Origin of the sequence: Moritella sp. (genome assembly GCF_013215705.1) — a bacterium.
Lineage (GTDB): Bacteria > Pseudomonadota > Gammaproteobacteria > Enterobacterales > Moritellaceae > Moritella.
On sequence record NZ_JABSQR010000049.1, the window covers coordinates 1 to 15,807 of the forward strand.

The following is a 15,807-nucleotide window of genomic DNA, read 5'->3' on the forward strand; positions in this document are numbered from 1 at the left end:
GTCTGTTATTTATCAATGAATTAACCTATTTTCACCATAACTATCGCATCTCCAATCTTAAGTGTTAACACCATTATTCTTATTATGTTTAGCCTTTCGGCTAGGTCGTTCGCGTGATACCAACGCACTTCATTTCATGCTGGCAGCAAGGACAAATCCTGATTGCTTTCGCAGTTATCGTTGCGACGAGTTCAGGCATTTTCCAATTGAACAGATGCAGCAATATTGTTTGAATGCGCACTCTTAGCCGTGTGGCATTACCGTGTAAAAAGCCATAATCTCGCACCCGTTGTAATCCTTTGGGAAGCACATGCTGCAAGATAAGCCAGAGAAATTGCAACGTCGGCAAGATTCTAGTTTTCGTTGCTTGAGTTTGTCCGTCTTTATACTTGAATGTCACAGAATTATTGCTTGTGTCGATGATGTCTTTATCGGGCAATACGCCCCGATAAAAATAGCGTGACAGTTATTGTAAGGCGGGCAGACCGTAGCCAGAGAAAAGGCGTGTTAAACCGTCAGGACTACGATCAAAGTAATTCGAAATGTGTCGAACCGCACGAGAATAACCATCAATGCTTGCAGGACGTTTACCTTGCAGCCTTTAATTGATAATGTGTTGTTCATAAAGAATATTAAAGCGTTGTTGCTGCTACTGTTAGTTAATAGGAGTCGAAATGAAGTTTGGAAATACAACACCAATTTTAAGAAGCTTTGATGAAATTAAAGCCAAGGAATTCTATTTGGAATTTCTAGAGTTTAATTTAGATTGGGAACATAGATTTGAGGATGACCTACCTCTATATATGCAGGTTTCTAAAGATGGCTGTGTGCTTCATATAACTGAACATCATGGCGATTGTAGTCCTGGTGCGGCTCTTCGCATTCAAGTAACGAATTTAGAGCAGTACCATGATCTGTTACGTGGTAAAAAATATAAACATGCTAGGCCTGAAATACAAGAAATGCCTTGGGGTAGTAAGGATATGTCTATTGCAGATCCATTTGGTAACCGACTAATATTCACTAGTGCAGTAAGCACTTAACAAATTAAGGCTCTGCTGAGTTGGTAATGAGTTCCTATTCAAGCGTTAAGGAAGACAAATGCAACAAGTAAAACCAACCATAGTTAGCTGCAACATAGAAAATGCAGTTGCCACTATTGTCATGGACGATGGCAAAGGCAAAGGCAATGTGATTTCACCGGAAATGTTACGCCAGCTTAATCAAGCCTTAGATAAAGCCGAAAAAGCGAATGCCGTTGTCCTATTGACGGGTAATGGTGATATTTTTTGTGCCGGGTTTGATTTAAAGATTTTAAAAACCGGAGTGATAAATACCTTCGCTATGTTGATCGGCGGCTTTGAGCTGTCAAAGCGATTGTTATCCTTCCCCACACCCGTGGTGATCGCTTGTAATGGACACACACTGGCAATGGGATCTTTCTTATTACTTTCTGGTGATTATCGTATCGGTGTTGAAGGGCAAGTTAAAATTGTGGCTAACGAAGTCGAAATTGGTTTAACGATGCCACATTCAGCTATTGAAATTTGTCGTCAACGTTTGAGACCCGCACATTTCGACAGAGCGGTATTGTTATCTGAATTGTACAATCCACAAACCGCCGTTGAAGCTGGGTTTTTAGACAAGGTAGTGCCGAAAGAAGCACTCTACGAAGAGGCGCTAAAATTGGCTAAACAGTTCGCATCTCTGGATTTAAAAGCGCATAAACGTACTAAACTGAGAATGCGAAGAGAGCTGCTGAAAGCATTACGCCGAGCTATTCGTGCTGATAAAATTGACTTTGTCGCACAAGGTTTACAGCGAATGTTAGGCAAAAAATAAATTGCCACTTATTGCGGATCGATGCCGAAGAGAATCTAATTTTATGCCTGAACCTGATCCATTGAGAACGATGACATTTGTAACACCGAAAGATTTCGGCCAGTGGCTCAAGGTTAATCACGGCTCTGAAAGTGAACTCTGGGTGAAGATATACAAGAAAAACACTGGGATTCAGAGCGTGACTTGGAATGATATCGTGATCGAGTCGTTATGCTGGGGTTGGATCGACGGTGTTAAAAAATCAATCGATGACCAAGCCTATCTTCAGCGCATTACTCCTAGAAAAACGCGAAGCAACTGGTCTAAAAGGAACACAGAACATGCGGAACGTTTGATAAGTGAGGGCCGGATGATGGAATCAGGGCTCGTGCATATTCGTGCTGCAAAAGCGGACGGTCGTTGGGAAAACGCCTATGTAGTAAGTGAAATGGAAGTGCCCGCGGACTTCCTCGCTGCACTGGAGAGCAAGCCGAATGTTAAAGAGTTTTTTGAAACTCTCAATAAATCGAGTCGTTATGCTATCGCGTACGGATTGATAAGTGCAAAGAAACCCGAAACCAGACTAAGGCGGTTTGCAAAATTCATGAACATGCTTGTTCACGAAGAAAAGCCTAAATAAGTGGGATTTGGCATAGCAAGGCGTTAGTTGACACAAAAAATAAGGAGTTTATGTGAACATCATTATTACTAAAATAAAATGGATTATGGTTATTGCAGGTTTGCTGACTTGTTCAATGATCTTTGCGGTTTTTGCACCTCAAGCAGCGCTAATAAGTATGTTTGGAGAAGCAATTAGCGATCCATTGGGCGAGGTTGTTGTGAGGAGCTGGGGCTTTTTGATTTTCTTAATGGGGGTATTATTGATTTATGGTGCTTTTAAGCCTGTGTATCGGAATTTATCCCTGGTTATCGTCGGCATCAGCAAAATTGCATTTATCTCATTAATTGTTATTTTCGGCGAACAGTATATTGAAAAGTCAGCCGTAACAATAATATTCGATTCAATTTTAATCGCACTATTTGCTTTCTATTTAATTAAAGTTAAAAGTGTTACTTAGCAAATAAGAATAGGTGTCGCGCAGTCGGCACCTTATTTGGGTGTTGAACAAGCTTGAAGCCCTCGTTATATTATGAATTTAGTTTTGGTGGGTGCTTATTTGCATATTAAGCACAAGGCTAGCTTATCTAAGATACCAATAATACGCCTCGATACAAATAGCGTGACATTTTCGCTGCGCTCAAGTTTAGCCCACTATCATTTGCCAGTTATTCGGATTTTTACACTTCTCTTTGAGTTGTGATGCGCAATGCGCTACACTGTTTAAATGATCAAATCATTTAAACATAAAGGTCTGAAGAAATACTTTGAAACAGGGAGTGCTTCAGGCATACAGCCTAAACATCAAAGAAAATTGAGAATGCAGCTAGCAGCAATTGATACCGCGCAAGCAATAGAAGATATCAATTTGCCTGGTTTTAAGCTTCATCCACTCAAAGGCAACAGAGATGGAATTTGGTCTATCACCGTAAATGGAAACTGGCGCATAACTTTTGAATTTATTAATGGAAATGCGTTTATCTTAAACTACGAGGACTATCACTAATGAATATGCATAATCCACCGCACCCAGGAGAGTTCATTTATGATCTTTATTTGGAGCCATCAGGCCTAAGCTGTCGCTTCTTAGCGAAACAACTTGATGTGGCATCATCAACATTAAATCGTATCTTGAAAGGGCAGAGTGGAATTTCACCGGAAATGGCACTTCGTTTATCCAAAGCATTAGGACGTACACCTGAGAGCTGGCTTTCGATGCAAGATAACTATGACTTATGGCATGCAAAACAGAATGTTAACCTTAATCGAGTGCATGTAGTAAACTTTGCTATAGCGTAAACGAAATATAACAAGCCTCTAAATTAAGATTCACCAAGGCTGTCATGCTTCACTTATTAGAGGGGCGTTATGTGAAGGGAGTTACTCAATGAGTTATCAACTATCCGATAAAATTAAATTAATTCTGAAAGATGATGATGTATTATGGCCAACTACGATGGCAGGTCATTTTAGAATCATAACGCAAAAGAAAAATCATAATGTGTTGGGTGAAGGTGAGCATAATGTAACCGAGATGGAAATGATTGATGGTGTTCTAAATAAAGGTTTAGCTTCTCGATGGAGATCAAAGACCAACGAAAAACGTAAAACTCCCAATCATTTCTCGCTTGGTAGTCCATCAGTTAGGGAAGTCCACGTAAAGGTTGGTGAAGTGTGGGTTAAGCACAAGTAAATTATTACTAACATACAAGAATAGGTGTCGCGCAGCCGATACCTTATTCGGGTCTTCAGCCTGAGTCTAAACTCAAGGCGAGCGGATCTTAGATACAAATCGGCATCGATTAGTATCGATAACTTAGCTAATTGTAATCATAAAATTATTGTGTCCTCATTACTTATTATCACCATTATCCTTATTATGTTCGCTGTTCGCATTTCCCCGTAAACCATAATCTCGTACTCGTTGTAATTCTTACGGAAAAACGTGTTGCATGATAAGCCAAAGGAATTTCAGCGTTGGTAGCGTGCGTGTCTTTAAAGCTTGAGAAAGAAGGCTTGATAGCATTGTTTCTTCGAACCATTTAGATTAGCTGTAGTTAAATCATCGGACGATTTATCAAAATACGCACTAATACATCGTACTGCACGAGAATAACCCTCAATGGTTGCTGGCCGTTTACCTCTCCGTCTTAAATTGATAAGGTGTTGTTCATAAACAAAATTAAATCGTTGTTGTGAATGATTCATACTATTTACACCGATTAGGCATCACCATAATGGCGGTGTTATTGGTTAGTATGAACGGTGGCTTGTTTACTCTGCCGCGCAGCTGCTTCGTTCAACAAGGCAAATTAACTGGGACACGTAGAGCTTGCTCGGTTCTACTTTGTTCTACATTTTAGCAAGCACTACTTAGCTCGTTATTTGACATTAGCATACTCAAGGAGGATTTATGTTCCCGATAGAAGTTTGGATCACTTATACATTGGCGTGTTTGCTTTTAGTTATATCACCGGGACCAGATAATATTTTGGCAATTGGCCGTGGTCTCAGCCAGGGTAAACTTGCAGCATGTTTCTCCGGAGCCGCATCTGGAGTTGGTATTTTATTTCATGTACTAACCGCAACATTTGGACTTACATTATTAATACAAACTTCTGAGCTAGCCTTTATCATTGTAAAGCTCATCGGTGCCGGTTATCTAATTTGGCTAGGTATTAAAGTATTAAGATCACGAAGTCTTATAAACTTAACACCAACTGACAAACAACCACTGACTAGCATCTTCACTACAGGGTTTTTATCCGCTGCACTCAACCCAAAACCAGGCATGTTTGTACTTGCATTTATTCCACAATTTGTTAATCCCGAACTCGGTTCAGTCACGACCCAAATGCTTGTTTACGGTGTATGGTTTGCTTTGTTAACGGCAGTCGGCTTTGCGTTAATGGGTATTTTTGCATCACGACTTACTGGTTGGCTACAGAAAAAACCTCGAATCATTAACGGATTAAATATTGGAGCAGGGTTGACCTTTATTACATCGGGCTTAGCTGTTGCAGCATTAAAACAACGTTAGTATATAAGTATGCTAACAAGAGCGAGTCCAGTCATGTCATTGGCTGGGAATTCCTAGAATGTGCAGAAGAGGGCACTATTTCAGAGTGAGAAGCAACTCAGTGGGATAGGCGTAATTATGTGCGACATTAGCAACAAAACCAACAAGAACCATCATCAGACGTTTTTTACTGGCGCAGGTTAGGTTGGTATTTCTACCCACGTAATGTAGCGTTGCATGTCGTGTTCACCCTGTCTTTAACACTCAAAACAATATAAGTAGATATTATGTTTTTATATATTACAGGGTTAAGTGTGCTCATTATTATCTTGTGCGCAGCGTTTTATGTGATTTATCGCAACATACATAAGGGGCGGATCAGCAAATCTAAAGAATATAATGTGTTATTTGATGAAGATACGATAGTGGATGAATTAATCACCCAGCTTATCGAAAAGAATCAAAATCAAGAAAATGCAGATAAATTAACACAAAGTAAAGAAGACATACTGGCGACTTTTATAGAGTTGCACAGGTCCGGTAGTTTTTGTGCTCAGTTAAGTGAGCAAGAGATCATCTACTTTGTCAGGAAGAAGTTAAATATGGAGATTAATAAATATGGAGATTAATAAACATGAGTAGTAATGTTCAACCAACTCAACAAGTCGCAACAAATTCTTTAATTGCCCGAATTGGGCGTCGTAATTTGATTTTAATTTCAGCTTTTATCATCGTATTGGTGGTCATTGCGACGTTAATCTCACAGATGGTCGCCTGGAATGAAGCAGACGAACGTCTGGTTCATCAATCGGCATTTACCGGTAATCTCACGGTTATCAGTCAAGCCGGGCCTTATTTCAAAGCTTTTGGCACCGTATCAGCCTATAAAAAAGTGATCTCGATTAATTTTACCGGTGATAGAGCGGCAACGGCGAGTGCATTGGCACCATTAATCCCAATTCGATTCCTTGATACTACGACTGGGGGGGCCAGAGGCGTAGCACGCTTTAGATTACCTGGTAATGTATCTGCCAGTGATTCTGGCGCATTACGGGGATTACTTAAAATCCACGAAGAGTTTGGATCGCAAGAAACATTAATCTCAAATTTATTGATGCGAGCGACAACTGAAAATGTGAAAGCATCCGCAAGAATGATGTCAGTAGAACAACACTATTCAGGTGGTAATGGCCAATTAAGCCAAGATTTTTCTGATCAACTCATCAATGGTATTTTTGTGACCGAGCAAATTTTTGGTTCCAACAGCCGTGCTAAAAAGGGTGAGTTTAATAATTTAAGTAAACAGCAGCGTGTCACGATTAAAATAAAAGAGGATCAAGAAGGCAACTTATTGCGTAATTCGCCTATCTTAGGTGCCTATGGGATCACGGTCGTTGATGCGAGTATTATCGATATTGACTACGAGAGTAAAGTGAACTCCAGGCTTGAAGCCCAAAAGCAGGCCGCTGCCGATGAAGCGCTTGCACGACAAAATCTAAAGAAGGCTGAACAACAAGCCCGTACCGAAGTCGCTTTAGGTGAACAAGCCATTGCCAAGCAGAGAGCTGAATCAGAAAAGCTCAAAATTAAGGAACAGATAGACGCCGAAAGGGTGAAAGCCAATGCGATTATTTCTGCGCAGCAACGTGTGGCCGTTAAAGCTGAACTTGCTAAAGAACAAGCAGAAATCTTGAAACAGCAACGCCTAGAGGCGCAGGGTATGGATGTATTAGCCGAAGCACGTCAAAGGGCTAAGTCTGCGGCACTGGATCCTAAATATGTTTTCGATGAAACATTAAAGGCGGAAGTACAAATCCAAACGGCTTTATTCAACAGTCTGGGCAACAGTCGTCTGGTACCTGAAATTGTGATCGGAGGCGGAAATGCGCAGAGTAATGGTTCTGAATTCATGCGTTTGTTAGCTGCCGATGCCGCACTTAATCTCAAAAGACGTTTAGATAATAATAAGTAAGTTTTTCAGGTTAATCGCTGAGCCATTAATTTGGCTTGGTGAACAACCACGCTCGTCTCCCCCAACTGTAGAAAGCACCATAATTCGCCGCAAACACAGCCTGTATCAATAAAAATCTAAGTTTTCTCCAGTTAAACAGTAATAGACCGTAATGACCGTTATAATCACACCTTAACTTTCAGCTTAACTGTTTAGGCTTCAACATCAGCCTCAATATGAGTTTTAACAGCTGAGAGTTTACATAATTAAAGCGTAACCAATCGCGGGTTAAATATAGGGCAGGTAGAAAAGTTGAAGATTGAAGAGAACCACTGGAATATTTGTGCTGAATGTAAGGGACGCGGAAAAGTAAGTAAGCGCCTGCGCAAGAAAGTAAGACTGCGCTACCAGCGAGAATTAGAGCACTTTGAAAAGTCCAACCGCGAAGGTGTCGCGCCTGTCCGCCCTAAGCCGCACCTTGATGCCTGCTCGAATTGCAAAGGGTCCGGGCTGATCCGTTCCGCTATTCCATCCTTCGTTGATGGACCAGATACAGAAAACTACCCACACCTTGCCATTATTGGTGGTGGTATCGGTGGGGTAGCCCTTGCTGTGGCTTGCTTGCACCGTGGCATTCCTTTTACACTTTATGAACGCGATAGCGGCTTCGACGCACGATCTCAAGGTTATGGACTTACGCTGCAACAAGCGAGCCGAGCTATTGAGGGGTTGGGCATTTTCTCGTTAGAGGACGGCATAATTTCAACCAGACATGTGGTGCATACCACCGAAGGTAAAGTACTCGGTGAATGGGGCATAAGAAAATGGGTGCCGTCAGACGAAAGAAAGTTACCGACACGCACCAATGTCCATATTGCAAGGCAGTCGTTGCGTTTAGCTTTGCTTGAGCAACTCGGTGGACATGATGCGGTGCAGTGGGGGCACCAGTTGGTCGACTTTAAACAATCTGAGGGTGAAGGTGTTGATCTGAGCTTTCAGGTTGCAGGTGAGATGAAGTACGCCCATGCAGATCTTGTTGTTGGAGCGGATGGCATTCGCAGTTCGGTACGCAAGTTGTCGATTGGTGATGAAGTTTCACCATTAAATTATTTAGGCTGTATTGCGATTTTGGGGATCTGTCCTTTGGCCGCTCTTGAAGATGAAGGGCTTGATCGTGCTTTGCTCGACTCGGCCACGGTATTCCAAACAGCTAATGGCCATGAGCGTATCTACATCATGCCTTATGACGCGGACTCGGTAATGTGGCAGCTTAGCTTTCCAATGCCAGAAGACGAAGCCAAGGCGTTGAGTGCGCAAGGCCCTAAAGCGCTAAAAGAAGAAGCGATTCGTCGATGTCAGTGGCACGCGCCTATTCCTGAAATTTTAACGGCGACGTCGGAAGCGCTGGTTTCTGGTTATCCAGTATATGACCGCGCGCTACTCGAGCCTGAATTGTTGCAGAAAGAGGCTAACGTGACTCTGATCGGCGACGCGGCTCATCCTATGAGTCCATTCAAAGGACAAGGCGCGAATCAAGCGCTGTTGGATGCGCTGGCACTGGCTAGGGTTATTACCAAAGAATGTAGACCCTTGTCTAAATGGCGCGAAGCTGGCTTGAGAGACCGTGTGTTAACTGAGTTTGAAACCGAAATGTTAGAACGCAGCGCGAAGAAAGTGAAAGGCTCTGCGGAGGCTGCTGAATTTCTGCATACCGACATCGTGCTGCATGAGGGCGACGAACCGAGAGGGCGCTGTCTAGAGAAAAAAGCGGAAAACGAAGACGAACTAAAGTAAAGACCCACATAACATGACGATTTTGTGGCTTAATGATTTTGTATACTGAAATAGGTGCCTTGCGGTGTTTTTCAAGACCATAGGCACCTAGTTTTTAATGCTTGTATCTAAAGGTATTACTGTCATCCAGGATTTCTATTCTGACAGGAACGACCCCTTGATTTGTACTGCCTATTTGTTCAAACGCTTTTTGAGAAAGGTCTATTACTCTGCCTCTAACAAATGGCCCTCTATCATTAATTTTGACATCGACAGACTTACTGTTAGCCGTATTAATAACCCTAACGACTGTACCAAATGGCAGGGTTTTATGCGCGGCAGTATATGTTCTCATATTGTAGGTCTCTCCACTGGCGGTAAGCTTGCCGTGGAATCTTTTACCATACCAAGAAGCGTGACCGACAAGCTCATGAGATTTTGAGTATGCTGTGGTTTTAGGTGACCCGTTTGTCGATGCAGAAGTCGATGTGGATCTAGACGAACAAGCTGTCAGCATGGAAAGAACGATAATGGTAAATATAAGGCTTAACTTTTTCATCTAATTTTTAATACCGCTTTTTTTAAGTAATGTTTCATGTTTGTACCTGTCTCTTAATATCATTAAGAATTCATCGCGGTGTGAGACATCAACATTTCAGTTTTGTTCGCCGCTACAGTCAATTTTTAACAGCATCCTGAGTTTGTCGAGATACAGTCAAGCTGCTGTGGATAATACCGATCCATACTTTTTCATTCAAGAAGCCTTGGCCCCAGACTTGCCATTGCTCACTCAAGCCTTTTTCCTGCATAGCCTTTAGGTTCATGTTCTGGGTCATCATCACTTCAACTTCATTGATCGTACCGACTAACATGTCTTTAAACGCGATCAATTGTTGTTTGTTAGATATCGCACCATGACCAGGGACGACAATGGTGTCATCCGCTATTTTATCTAGGACCCCATCAATATTTTTCACCACACCACGGACACTGCCGTTGGTACCCACATCAACAAAAGGGAACATGCCATTAAAGTAATGGTCACCCATATGCACGATATTGGCTTTTTCAAAAAAGATAATGCTGTCGCCGTCGGTGTGACCGTTCGGCAGATGCAGCGCTGTAATGGTCTCGTCGTTGAAGCGTAAAGTCAGCGAATGGTCAAAGGTAATATCCGGTAATGCTTCTGCGGGGTAAGGTTTGGACACCATGTTGAACAGTTTAACTTCTTGACGACTATTGAGCCGTTGGTAGACATTATCATGCGCAATTATCTCTGCGTTTTTACCCAGCACCTTATTACCTTGCGTATGATCACCATGCCAGTGGGTGTTAAGCACATACTTTAAATCACTTTTATGCTGAGCTAGTATTGCTTGCAATGCCGGTGTCATCTCACTGTAATCACTGTCAACAATGAGCAGACCATCCTTACCGGCAGATAATAAGATATTGCCGCCTTTGCCTTGCAGAAACTGAAACCCAGGTTTGAGCTCCGTTACTTTAAACATCTTTTTATCTGCATTATGATCCTCGGCTAACACGACGTTGGTCAGACAAAGGAATGTAGCCATAATAACTGAGGGAAATAGTTTGGTCATAGTTGAATTCCTTCCTTAAACTTGATAGTGAATAGCAGTCAAACGGTACTCAGTGAGTCTAGCAGAGTTCTGTTTATTCGAATTAGGTTCGGCATAAGCGCTGGCCGTTTACCTTGCGGCCTTAAATTGATAATGTATTGTGCATAAAGTCATAGGAAGGAGTCTAAATTGAACTTAACGAAGAAAAATCTTGAAGACGCAGTAAAAGCGAATATTTTATCTTTGGAACAGTCTGAGAAGTTAATTGAATTCATCAACAAGCAGTCTAATACAGGGCCTAAGTTTGATTTTACCCATGTTCTTTATTATGTGGGCGGTTTGATTGCAATCGGTGCAATGACTCTGTTTATGAATTTAGGCTGGGAGTCATTCGGTGGTGTCGGTATTGTATTTATCTCCTTATTTTATGCGGTTGTTGGACTTAAACTGACCAATACATTTAAAGTAAAAGGGTATGCGATACCTGCCGGAATATGTGCCACTTTTGTTATTGCGTTGACTCCATTAGCAGTATATGGATTACAGCATGCATTGGGCATTTGGCCTGATGAAAGTGTATATCGAGATTATCATCGCTATATCCAATGGCATTGGTTGTATATGGAACTGAGTACGTTAGCCGTTGGTGCTATTCTCGCTTGGAAATATAAATATCCATTTTTAATGATGCCAATTGCGGTGACACTCTGGTATTTAACAATGGATGTTACAGCCATGATTTCGGGCGGAGATTTTGATTGGGCGCTCAGGCAACTCGTGTCTATGTACACGGGACTACTCATGATTGCCTTAGCCTTTTGGATCGATATTAGATCTCGACACACAGCTGACTATGCATTTTGGATATATTTATTCGGCGTGCTCGCCTTTTGGTGCGGAATGTCCCTGCAATATTCTGATAGCGAGTTGTCTAAATTTATTTACTTTAGTATTAATCTACTCATGATCGCTGTTGGCGTATTACTTGTTCGCAGAGTGTTTGTTGTTTTTGGCGCGATAGGCTGTTCTGGTTATATTGGTCACCTAGCGGCTGATATATTTATAGACAGTTGGTTATTTCCAATCTCATTAACACTGCTGGGGTTATTCATTATTTATCTTGGGATCCTTTGGCAAAAACATGAACAATGTATTACCAGTAAAGCGCAAAGTATATTACCAACATCATTACGTGAACTATTAGAGTCTAAGTAAGGTGAAGGATGTCGGAAATCAAGGCGTGGTATACTTACAAATGTTAACATACGCCGTAAATTTACAGGCATTGTCATCTTCGAGTGACATTAGGTAGAAAACTATCATGGTTTCGGAATACGAAAAAATAAAATTATTGTTAAAGAACAGGAACAATAACAATAAAGAGGACCTTGCACGCCTGCGCAAAGAGATCCCGACGTTTGAATGTACGCCGGGTTGCCACGATTGTTGTGGACCCGTTACGACGTCAGCAGAAGAAATGTCGCGCCTGCCATATAAAACGGACGCTGAGCACGAAGCTGCATTAGATGAGTATAACTGCGTACATCTGGGACCTAAAGGTTGCACTGTGTACGAGGAACGACCGTTGATCTGCCGACTGTTTGGCACCACTCCGAAAATGCCTTGTCCCAATGATCGCCGACCAGAAGAAATGATTGACGTTAAAGTCGAAGGGCAGATCCATTACTACATCAGAAACACACGACAGGTGTTGGTGTAGTTGGTATCGCTAAACAAAATTAAAACGTTATGTATATGGAGAAGAAATGGAATTCATTCTTGAAGAAGTAATTTACAATGAACTCGGCTCAATCCTTATAGCTTGTTTGGTATTTACAAAAGCATAGGCGCCGAGTTGTTATCATAAAATAGAGGTAATGGGTGTTAAAGGTAACTGGTGTTAAAGAGAGTAATAGAAGTCAATTGAATAGCGAATATGACGAGCAAGGTTACTTTGTAATTAGAAATTATTTTAATGCGGCTGAGATTTTAGCACTGAGAGAAGTCGTATCGAAATTTCATGAGTTGTGGAAAGAAGACAACGCCGAATTCTATCGGGAAGAAGCGTTTAATTCTTCTGTCATTACCGGTATTGAGTATTTAGAGTGCGACGATAGACTGAAGCTGTTTAATTTTATCAGTTCAAAAAAAATGATGGATGTGGTCGAATCGGTGATACCGGCTAACCCCGCGTTTATGAATACCCAATTATTTTTTAACCCCGTTAATCCTAAACAAAAAGACTTTTGGCATCGTGACTGTCAATACGACCATGAGGTTGAACAGCAAAAAATAGCCGTTCAGGAGACGCAAGTAGTACATCTTCGCGTGCCTTTGTTTGATGAACTCGGCATGGAGCTCGTGCCTGGCACGCATAAGCGCTGGGATAATGAAGAAGAGTTTAATGTACGACAGGAAATCAAAGGTAAAGTGAGTAGCGACAGTCTCTCTACCGGTCTGGTCATTAACTTAGCCGCGGGCGACTTACTGGTTTTTTCAGCGGATATGATCCACCGTGGTCTATATGGCATGGACAGATTAGCCTTGGATATCTTAGTGTTTGACCCAGAGGGTGACTTTGCCGACTACGTCGATGATGCGTGTTTACCGAGCATTGCAATGCTAGATAAAATTGATGATCCGAGATTATTCATGAGTACGCTCGACTTAAAGGCGCAGTGTTAATTGTTGGCTCATTTGTTGTCACTATTGTTGTCACAAGCGTGCGGGCCGATAGTTACTTAGTCGCAAGACTGTCGCGCCTGTCTGTGAAACCTGACGCCGTATTTGATGAGTACCGTTTTACTTAACCATGGTTTTTTATTGAACTAGATCAAAACTATAAATCGACGTTGGCTTATTATTGCAAAATATAATTTTAATAATTTTTTGTGCATAATATCAAGGAGGAAGTAATGTCTAATTCATCGAACGCAGAAAATGATGATCGTCGCCAGCAGGTAAATAAACCACAAAAATTGCACAATTTTGGCAAGTCATTCTGTGCCAAATACAGCACCATTGAAGACGTCGTTTCAACACGTCATCATTCAAATGACTTTATTCAAACCCGTAACCAATATATTGTCGAACGCCTTAAATTAATCTGCTTATTTTTTGCTATTAGCGTACCAGCATCATCTTTACTTGATTTTATTGTCTTTGACAGCGCCCAGGCTAAATTATTATTAGTTAATCGGTTAATAGTCTCAGGTGTTCTCATTGGGCTTTACCAACTCATTCGTCGTTACCGCACGGTTAATATGACTCGAGTGGTATTAACACTTTCATTTTTATTACCCGTATTATCTTATACGGCAACAGAGCTATTATTGACTCAAACAATGGCCTACAGAGATATACCCTTGTGCTTTACGCTTACACCGTACTTAATAGTTGCAATGCTAGGTCTGTTTCCATTGACAACCTCTGGAGGTGTTGTGCTTTTAAGTGTCATTGCATTGCCATTAGCAATACTTGAGTATATCCAATACACAGGAGACTATACTGCAGTTATCGACAAACTATGGTTGTTCGTGTTGTTTGGCGGGATTTGTTTATGGCTACAATCTGGACAGATGGTCATGCTAATGAAACTTTATCGCGAATCCACAATCGATTCACTAACAGGCTTGATCAATCGTCGCGTATTGATGCGCCAAGTAACAGATATAGCAATAAACAGTAATGCTGCGCAAGGCTCATTTAGTGTAATGATGTTCGATTTAGATTATTTTAAGCGTGTTAATGATACTTACGGCCATATGGTTGGAGATAAGGTTTTAGTCAAAGTATCGTCATTGCTAAAGCGAGAGTTAAGAAATTCAGACGTTATTGCGCGTTTTGGCGGCGAAGAATTTTTGGTCGTGATGCCGCATTTAGAATTAGCGCAAGCAACTCAAGTGGCGTCACGTGTTGCCGAGGCTATCCGTAAATCGTCAGTGATGACAGATGAACAACAAGAGGTCACATTTACTACTAGTATCGGGGTAACTCAATACATCGCAGATGAGCCGATAGCGCAATTATTTAAACGCGTTGATGATTTACTCTATCAAGCGAAAATTCAGGGAAGAGATCGGGTTGAAAACGGTATTGCGTTACGTTGAGAATTTACTTGTTTAGGCTAGTCTCAAGTTCTCGTGCAGGCGTTTACCTTACCGTATTTAGTTGCTAAAATGTTGTTCATAAAGGTAATTTAAATGTCATGCAGTGGAGAAGAAATGGAATTTATTCTTGAAGAAGTGACCCACAAAGATCTCGATTCAATTCTTAAATTAGGTGAATCAGTCAATGAAGAACACGTTGTGCCTCTACTTGATGCAGAAGGTCAGAAAGCCATTAGAATTGCGTTTAAATCTGATATCGATAAGGTCAAAGATCCCGAAATTTATTCAGTGATTAAAGCAAGTGTTGATAATGATATAATAGGGTATATAGGTTGGCGTGAAGAGCATTATATTGGTCATCTTTATGTCAAAACTGACTATCATGGCTTTGGTGTCGCGAAACAACTCGTTGAAGCAATGAAAAAGAGGAGTGGCGCACGGCTAATTCGGGTCAAAGCATCTATTTATGCACTCGGCTTTTATCGGAAAATCGGATTTAAGGCCATGTCGGAAGAACTGAGTGTAAATGGCATTCGTTATGTGCCAATGGAACTCAATGTTGAACTGTACCCTTACAAACAAGACACATAGCGGCTGCTTAATACGCATTTAATACCAACAGACGACGATTTCAAAGGAATGTTATGTTTATCCCGACTTTTTTAAAACATAAGAACAAGCTTAAAAGCCTGATTAAAGTCATCTTAGGCGTATTATTGTGTAGCAGTATGCTGGTGAGTAACGCCAATGCATGGTCTGAACACAGCCTCATCACCTATCCCATATTGAACACCATGCCAGAAGTGGCAGCACAAGCGCCGATCAAGGTCGAAACCTTAGCTGAATTTGTGACTGCAGAGGCGCAAGGGTTAGAATCATTATTTGCCACCAATTCAGACTGGTTACGGAAACACTTCCCGTATTATAAACCGCGC

18 protein-coding genes and 2 pseudogenes are annotated in these 15,807 nt (G+C 41.4%); 17 read left to right on the forward strand and 3 right to left on the reverse strand.

What is annotated here, in order from left to right; translation table 11 throughout:
- Positions 1–100: 100 nt before the first annotated feature.
- Positions 101–493, reverse strand: a pseudogene (locus tag HRT96_RS21505) (transposase); the annotation flags it as partial.
- A 181-nt stretch (positions 494–674) separates the two neighbouring features.
- Between HRT96_RS21505 and HRT96_RS21510 the strand changes: the two are divergent.
- The 11 genes from HRT96_RS21510 to HRT96_RS21560 all read left to right on the forward strand — a co-directional run bounded on the left by HRT96_RS21510 (position 675) and on the right by HRT96_RS21560 (position 9,204).
- Complete coding sequence (locus tag HRT96_RS21510; RefSeq protein ID WP_293160682.1) at positions 675–1,043, forward strand: glyoxalase superfamily protein; 369 nt, start codon at positions 675–677, stop codon at positions 1,041–1,043.
- A gap of 58 nt (positions 1,044–1,101) precedes the next feature.
- Complete coding sequence (locus HRT96_RS21515; RefSeq protein ID WP_293160684.1) at positions 1,102–1,842, forward strand: crotonase/enoyl-CoA hydratase family protein; 741 nt, start codon at positions 1,102–1,104, stop codon at positions 1,840–1,842.
- 43 nt (positions 1,843–1,885) lie between these two features.
- A complete protein-coding gene (locus tag HRT96_RS21520; protein WP_293160686.1) occupies positions 1,886–2,461 on the forward strand; it encodes a YdeI family protein in 576 nt (191 codons plus the stop codon).
- Positions 2,462–2,513: 52 nt separating this feature from the next.
- Entirely contained in the window at positions 2,514–2,900 is a 387-nt protein-coding gene (locus tag HRT96_RS21525) for a hypothetical protein (protein WP_293141979.1), read from the forward strand.
- 267 nt (positions 2,901–3,167) lie between these two features.
- A complete protein-coding gene (locus tag HRT96_RS21530; protein WP_293160688.1) occupies positions 3,168–3,446 on the forward strand; it encodes a type II toxin-antitoxin system RelE/ParE family toxin in 279 nt (92 codons plus the stop codon).
- A complete protein-coding gene (locus HRT96_RS21535) occupies positions 3,446–3,739 on the forward strand; it encodes a HigA family addiction module antitoxin (RefSeq protein ID WP_293160690.1) in 294 nt (97 codons plus the stop codon). Before HRT96_RS21530 ends, HRT96_RS21535 begins: the two co-directional genes overlap by 1 nt.
- 88 nt (positions 3,740–3,827) lie before the next feature.
- On the forward strand, positions 3,828–4,133 hold the full coding sequence (locus HRT96_RS21540; protein ID WP_293160692.1) for a hypothetical protein: 306 nt from the start codon (positions 3,828–3,830) through the stop codon (positions 4,131–4,133).
- A 720-nt stretch (positions 4,134–4,853) separates the two neighbouring features.
- Positions 4,854–5,480, forward strand: a complete 627-nt coding sequence (locus tag HRT96_RS21545) for a LysE family translocator (RefSeq protein WP_293160694.1) — start codon at positions 4,854–4,856, stop codon at positions 5,478–5,480.
- 266 nt (positions 5,481–5,746) lie between these two features.
- The gene (locus HRT96_RS21550) at positions 5,747–6,088 is read left to right on the forward strand and encodes a methanolan biosynthesis protein EpsI (RefSeq protein ID WP_293141981.1); all 342 of its coding nucleotides are present in this window, start codon (positions 5,747–5,749) and stop codon (positions 6,086–6,088) included.
- Between the two features lie 5 nt (positions 6,089–6,093).
- On the forward strand, positions 6,094–7,431 hold the full coding sequence (locus HRT96_RS21555) for an SPFH domain-containing protein (protein WP_293160696.1): 1,338 nt from the start codon (positions 6,094–6,096) through the stop codon (positions 7,429–7,431).
- 378 nt (positions 7,432–7,809) lie between these two features.
- On the forward strand, positions 7,810–9,204 hold the full coding sequence (locus tag HRT96_RS21560) for an NAD(P)/FAD-dependent oxidoreductase (protein WP_293160712.1): 1,395 nt from the start codon (positions 7,810–7,812) through the stop codon (positions 9,202–9,204).
- Positions 9,205–9,298: 94 nt separating this feature from the next.
- Here the strand turns inward: HRT96_RS21560 and HRT96_RS21565 are convergent, their stop codons facing one another.
- Together HRT96_RS21565 and HRT96_RS21570 are read right to left on the reverse strand one after the other, a co-directional pair.
- On the reverse strand, positions 9,299–9,742 hold the full coding sequence (locus tag HRT96_RS21565; RefSeq protein ID WP_293160698.1) for a septal ring lytic transglycosylase RlpA family protein: 444 nt from the start codon (positions 9,740–9,742) through the stop codon (positions 9,299–9,301).
- 118 nt (positions 9,743–9,860) lie between these two features.
- A complete protein-coding gene (locus HRT96_RS21570) occupies positions 9,861–10,784 on the reverse strand; it encodes an MBL fold metallo-hydrolase (RefSeq protein WP_293160700.1) in 924 nt (307 codons plus the stop codon).
- A gap of 168 nt (positions 10,785–10,952) precedes the next feature.
- Here HRT96_RS21570 and HRT96_RS21575 point away from each other — a divergent pair, with 168 nt between their 5' ends.
- The 6 genes and pseudogenes from HRT96_RS21575 to HRT96_RS21600 form a co-directional block, all read left to right on the forward strand.
- Complete coding sequence (locus tag HRT96_RS21575; protein ID WP_293160702.1) at positions 10,953–11,978, forward strand: DUF2157 domain-containing protein; 1,026 nt, start codon at positions 10,953–10,955, stop codon at positions 11,976–11,978.
- A 106-nt stretch (positions 11,979–12,084) separates the two neighbouring features.
- The gene (locus tag HRT96_RS21580; protein ID WP_293160704.1) at positions 12,085–12,483 is read left to right on the forward strand and encodes a YkgJ family cysteine cluster protein; all 399 of its coding nucleotides are present in this window, start codon (positions 12,085–12,087) and stop codon (positions 12,481–12,483) included.
- 161 nt (positions 12,484–12,644) lie between these two features.
- Entirely contained in the window at positions 12,645–13,448 is an 804-nt protein-coding gene (locus tag HRT96_RS21585) for a phytanoyl-CoA dioxygenase family protein (RefSeq protein ID WP_293160706.1), read from the forward strand.
- Between the two features lie 230 nt (positions 13,449–13,678).
- A complete protein-coding gene (locus HRT96_RS21590; RefSeq protein ID WP_293160708.1) occupies positions 13,679–14,872 on the forward strand; it encodes a diguanylate cyclase in 1,194 nt (397 codons plus the stop codon).
- Between the two features lie 93 nt (positions 14,873–14,965).
- Complete coding sequence (locus HRT96_RS21595; protein WP_293160710.1) at positions 14,966–15,463, forward strand: GNAT family N-acetyltransferase; 498 nt, start codon at positions 14,966–14,968, stop codon at positions 15,461–15,463.
- Positions 15,464–15,516: 53 nt separating this feature from the next.
- Positions 15,517–15,807: pseudogene (locus tag HRT96_RS21600) on the forward strand (hypothetical protein); the annotation flags it as partial.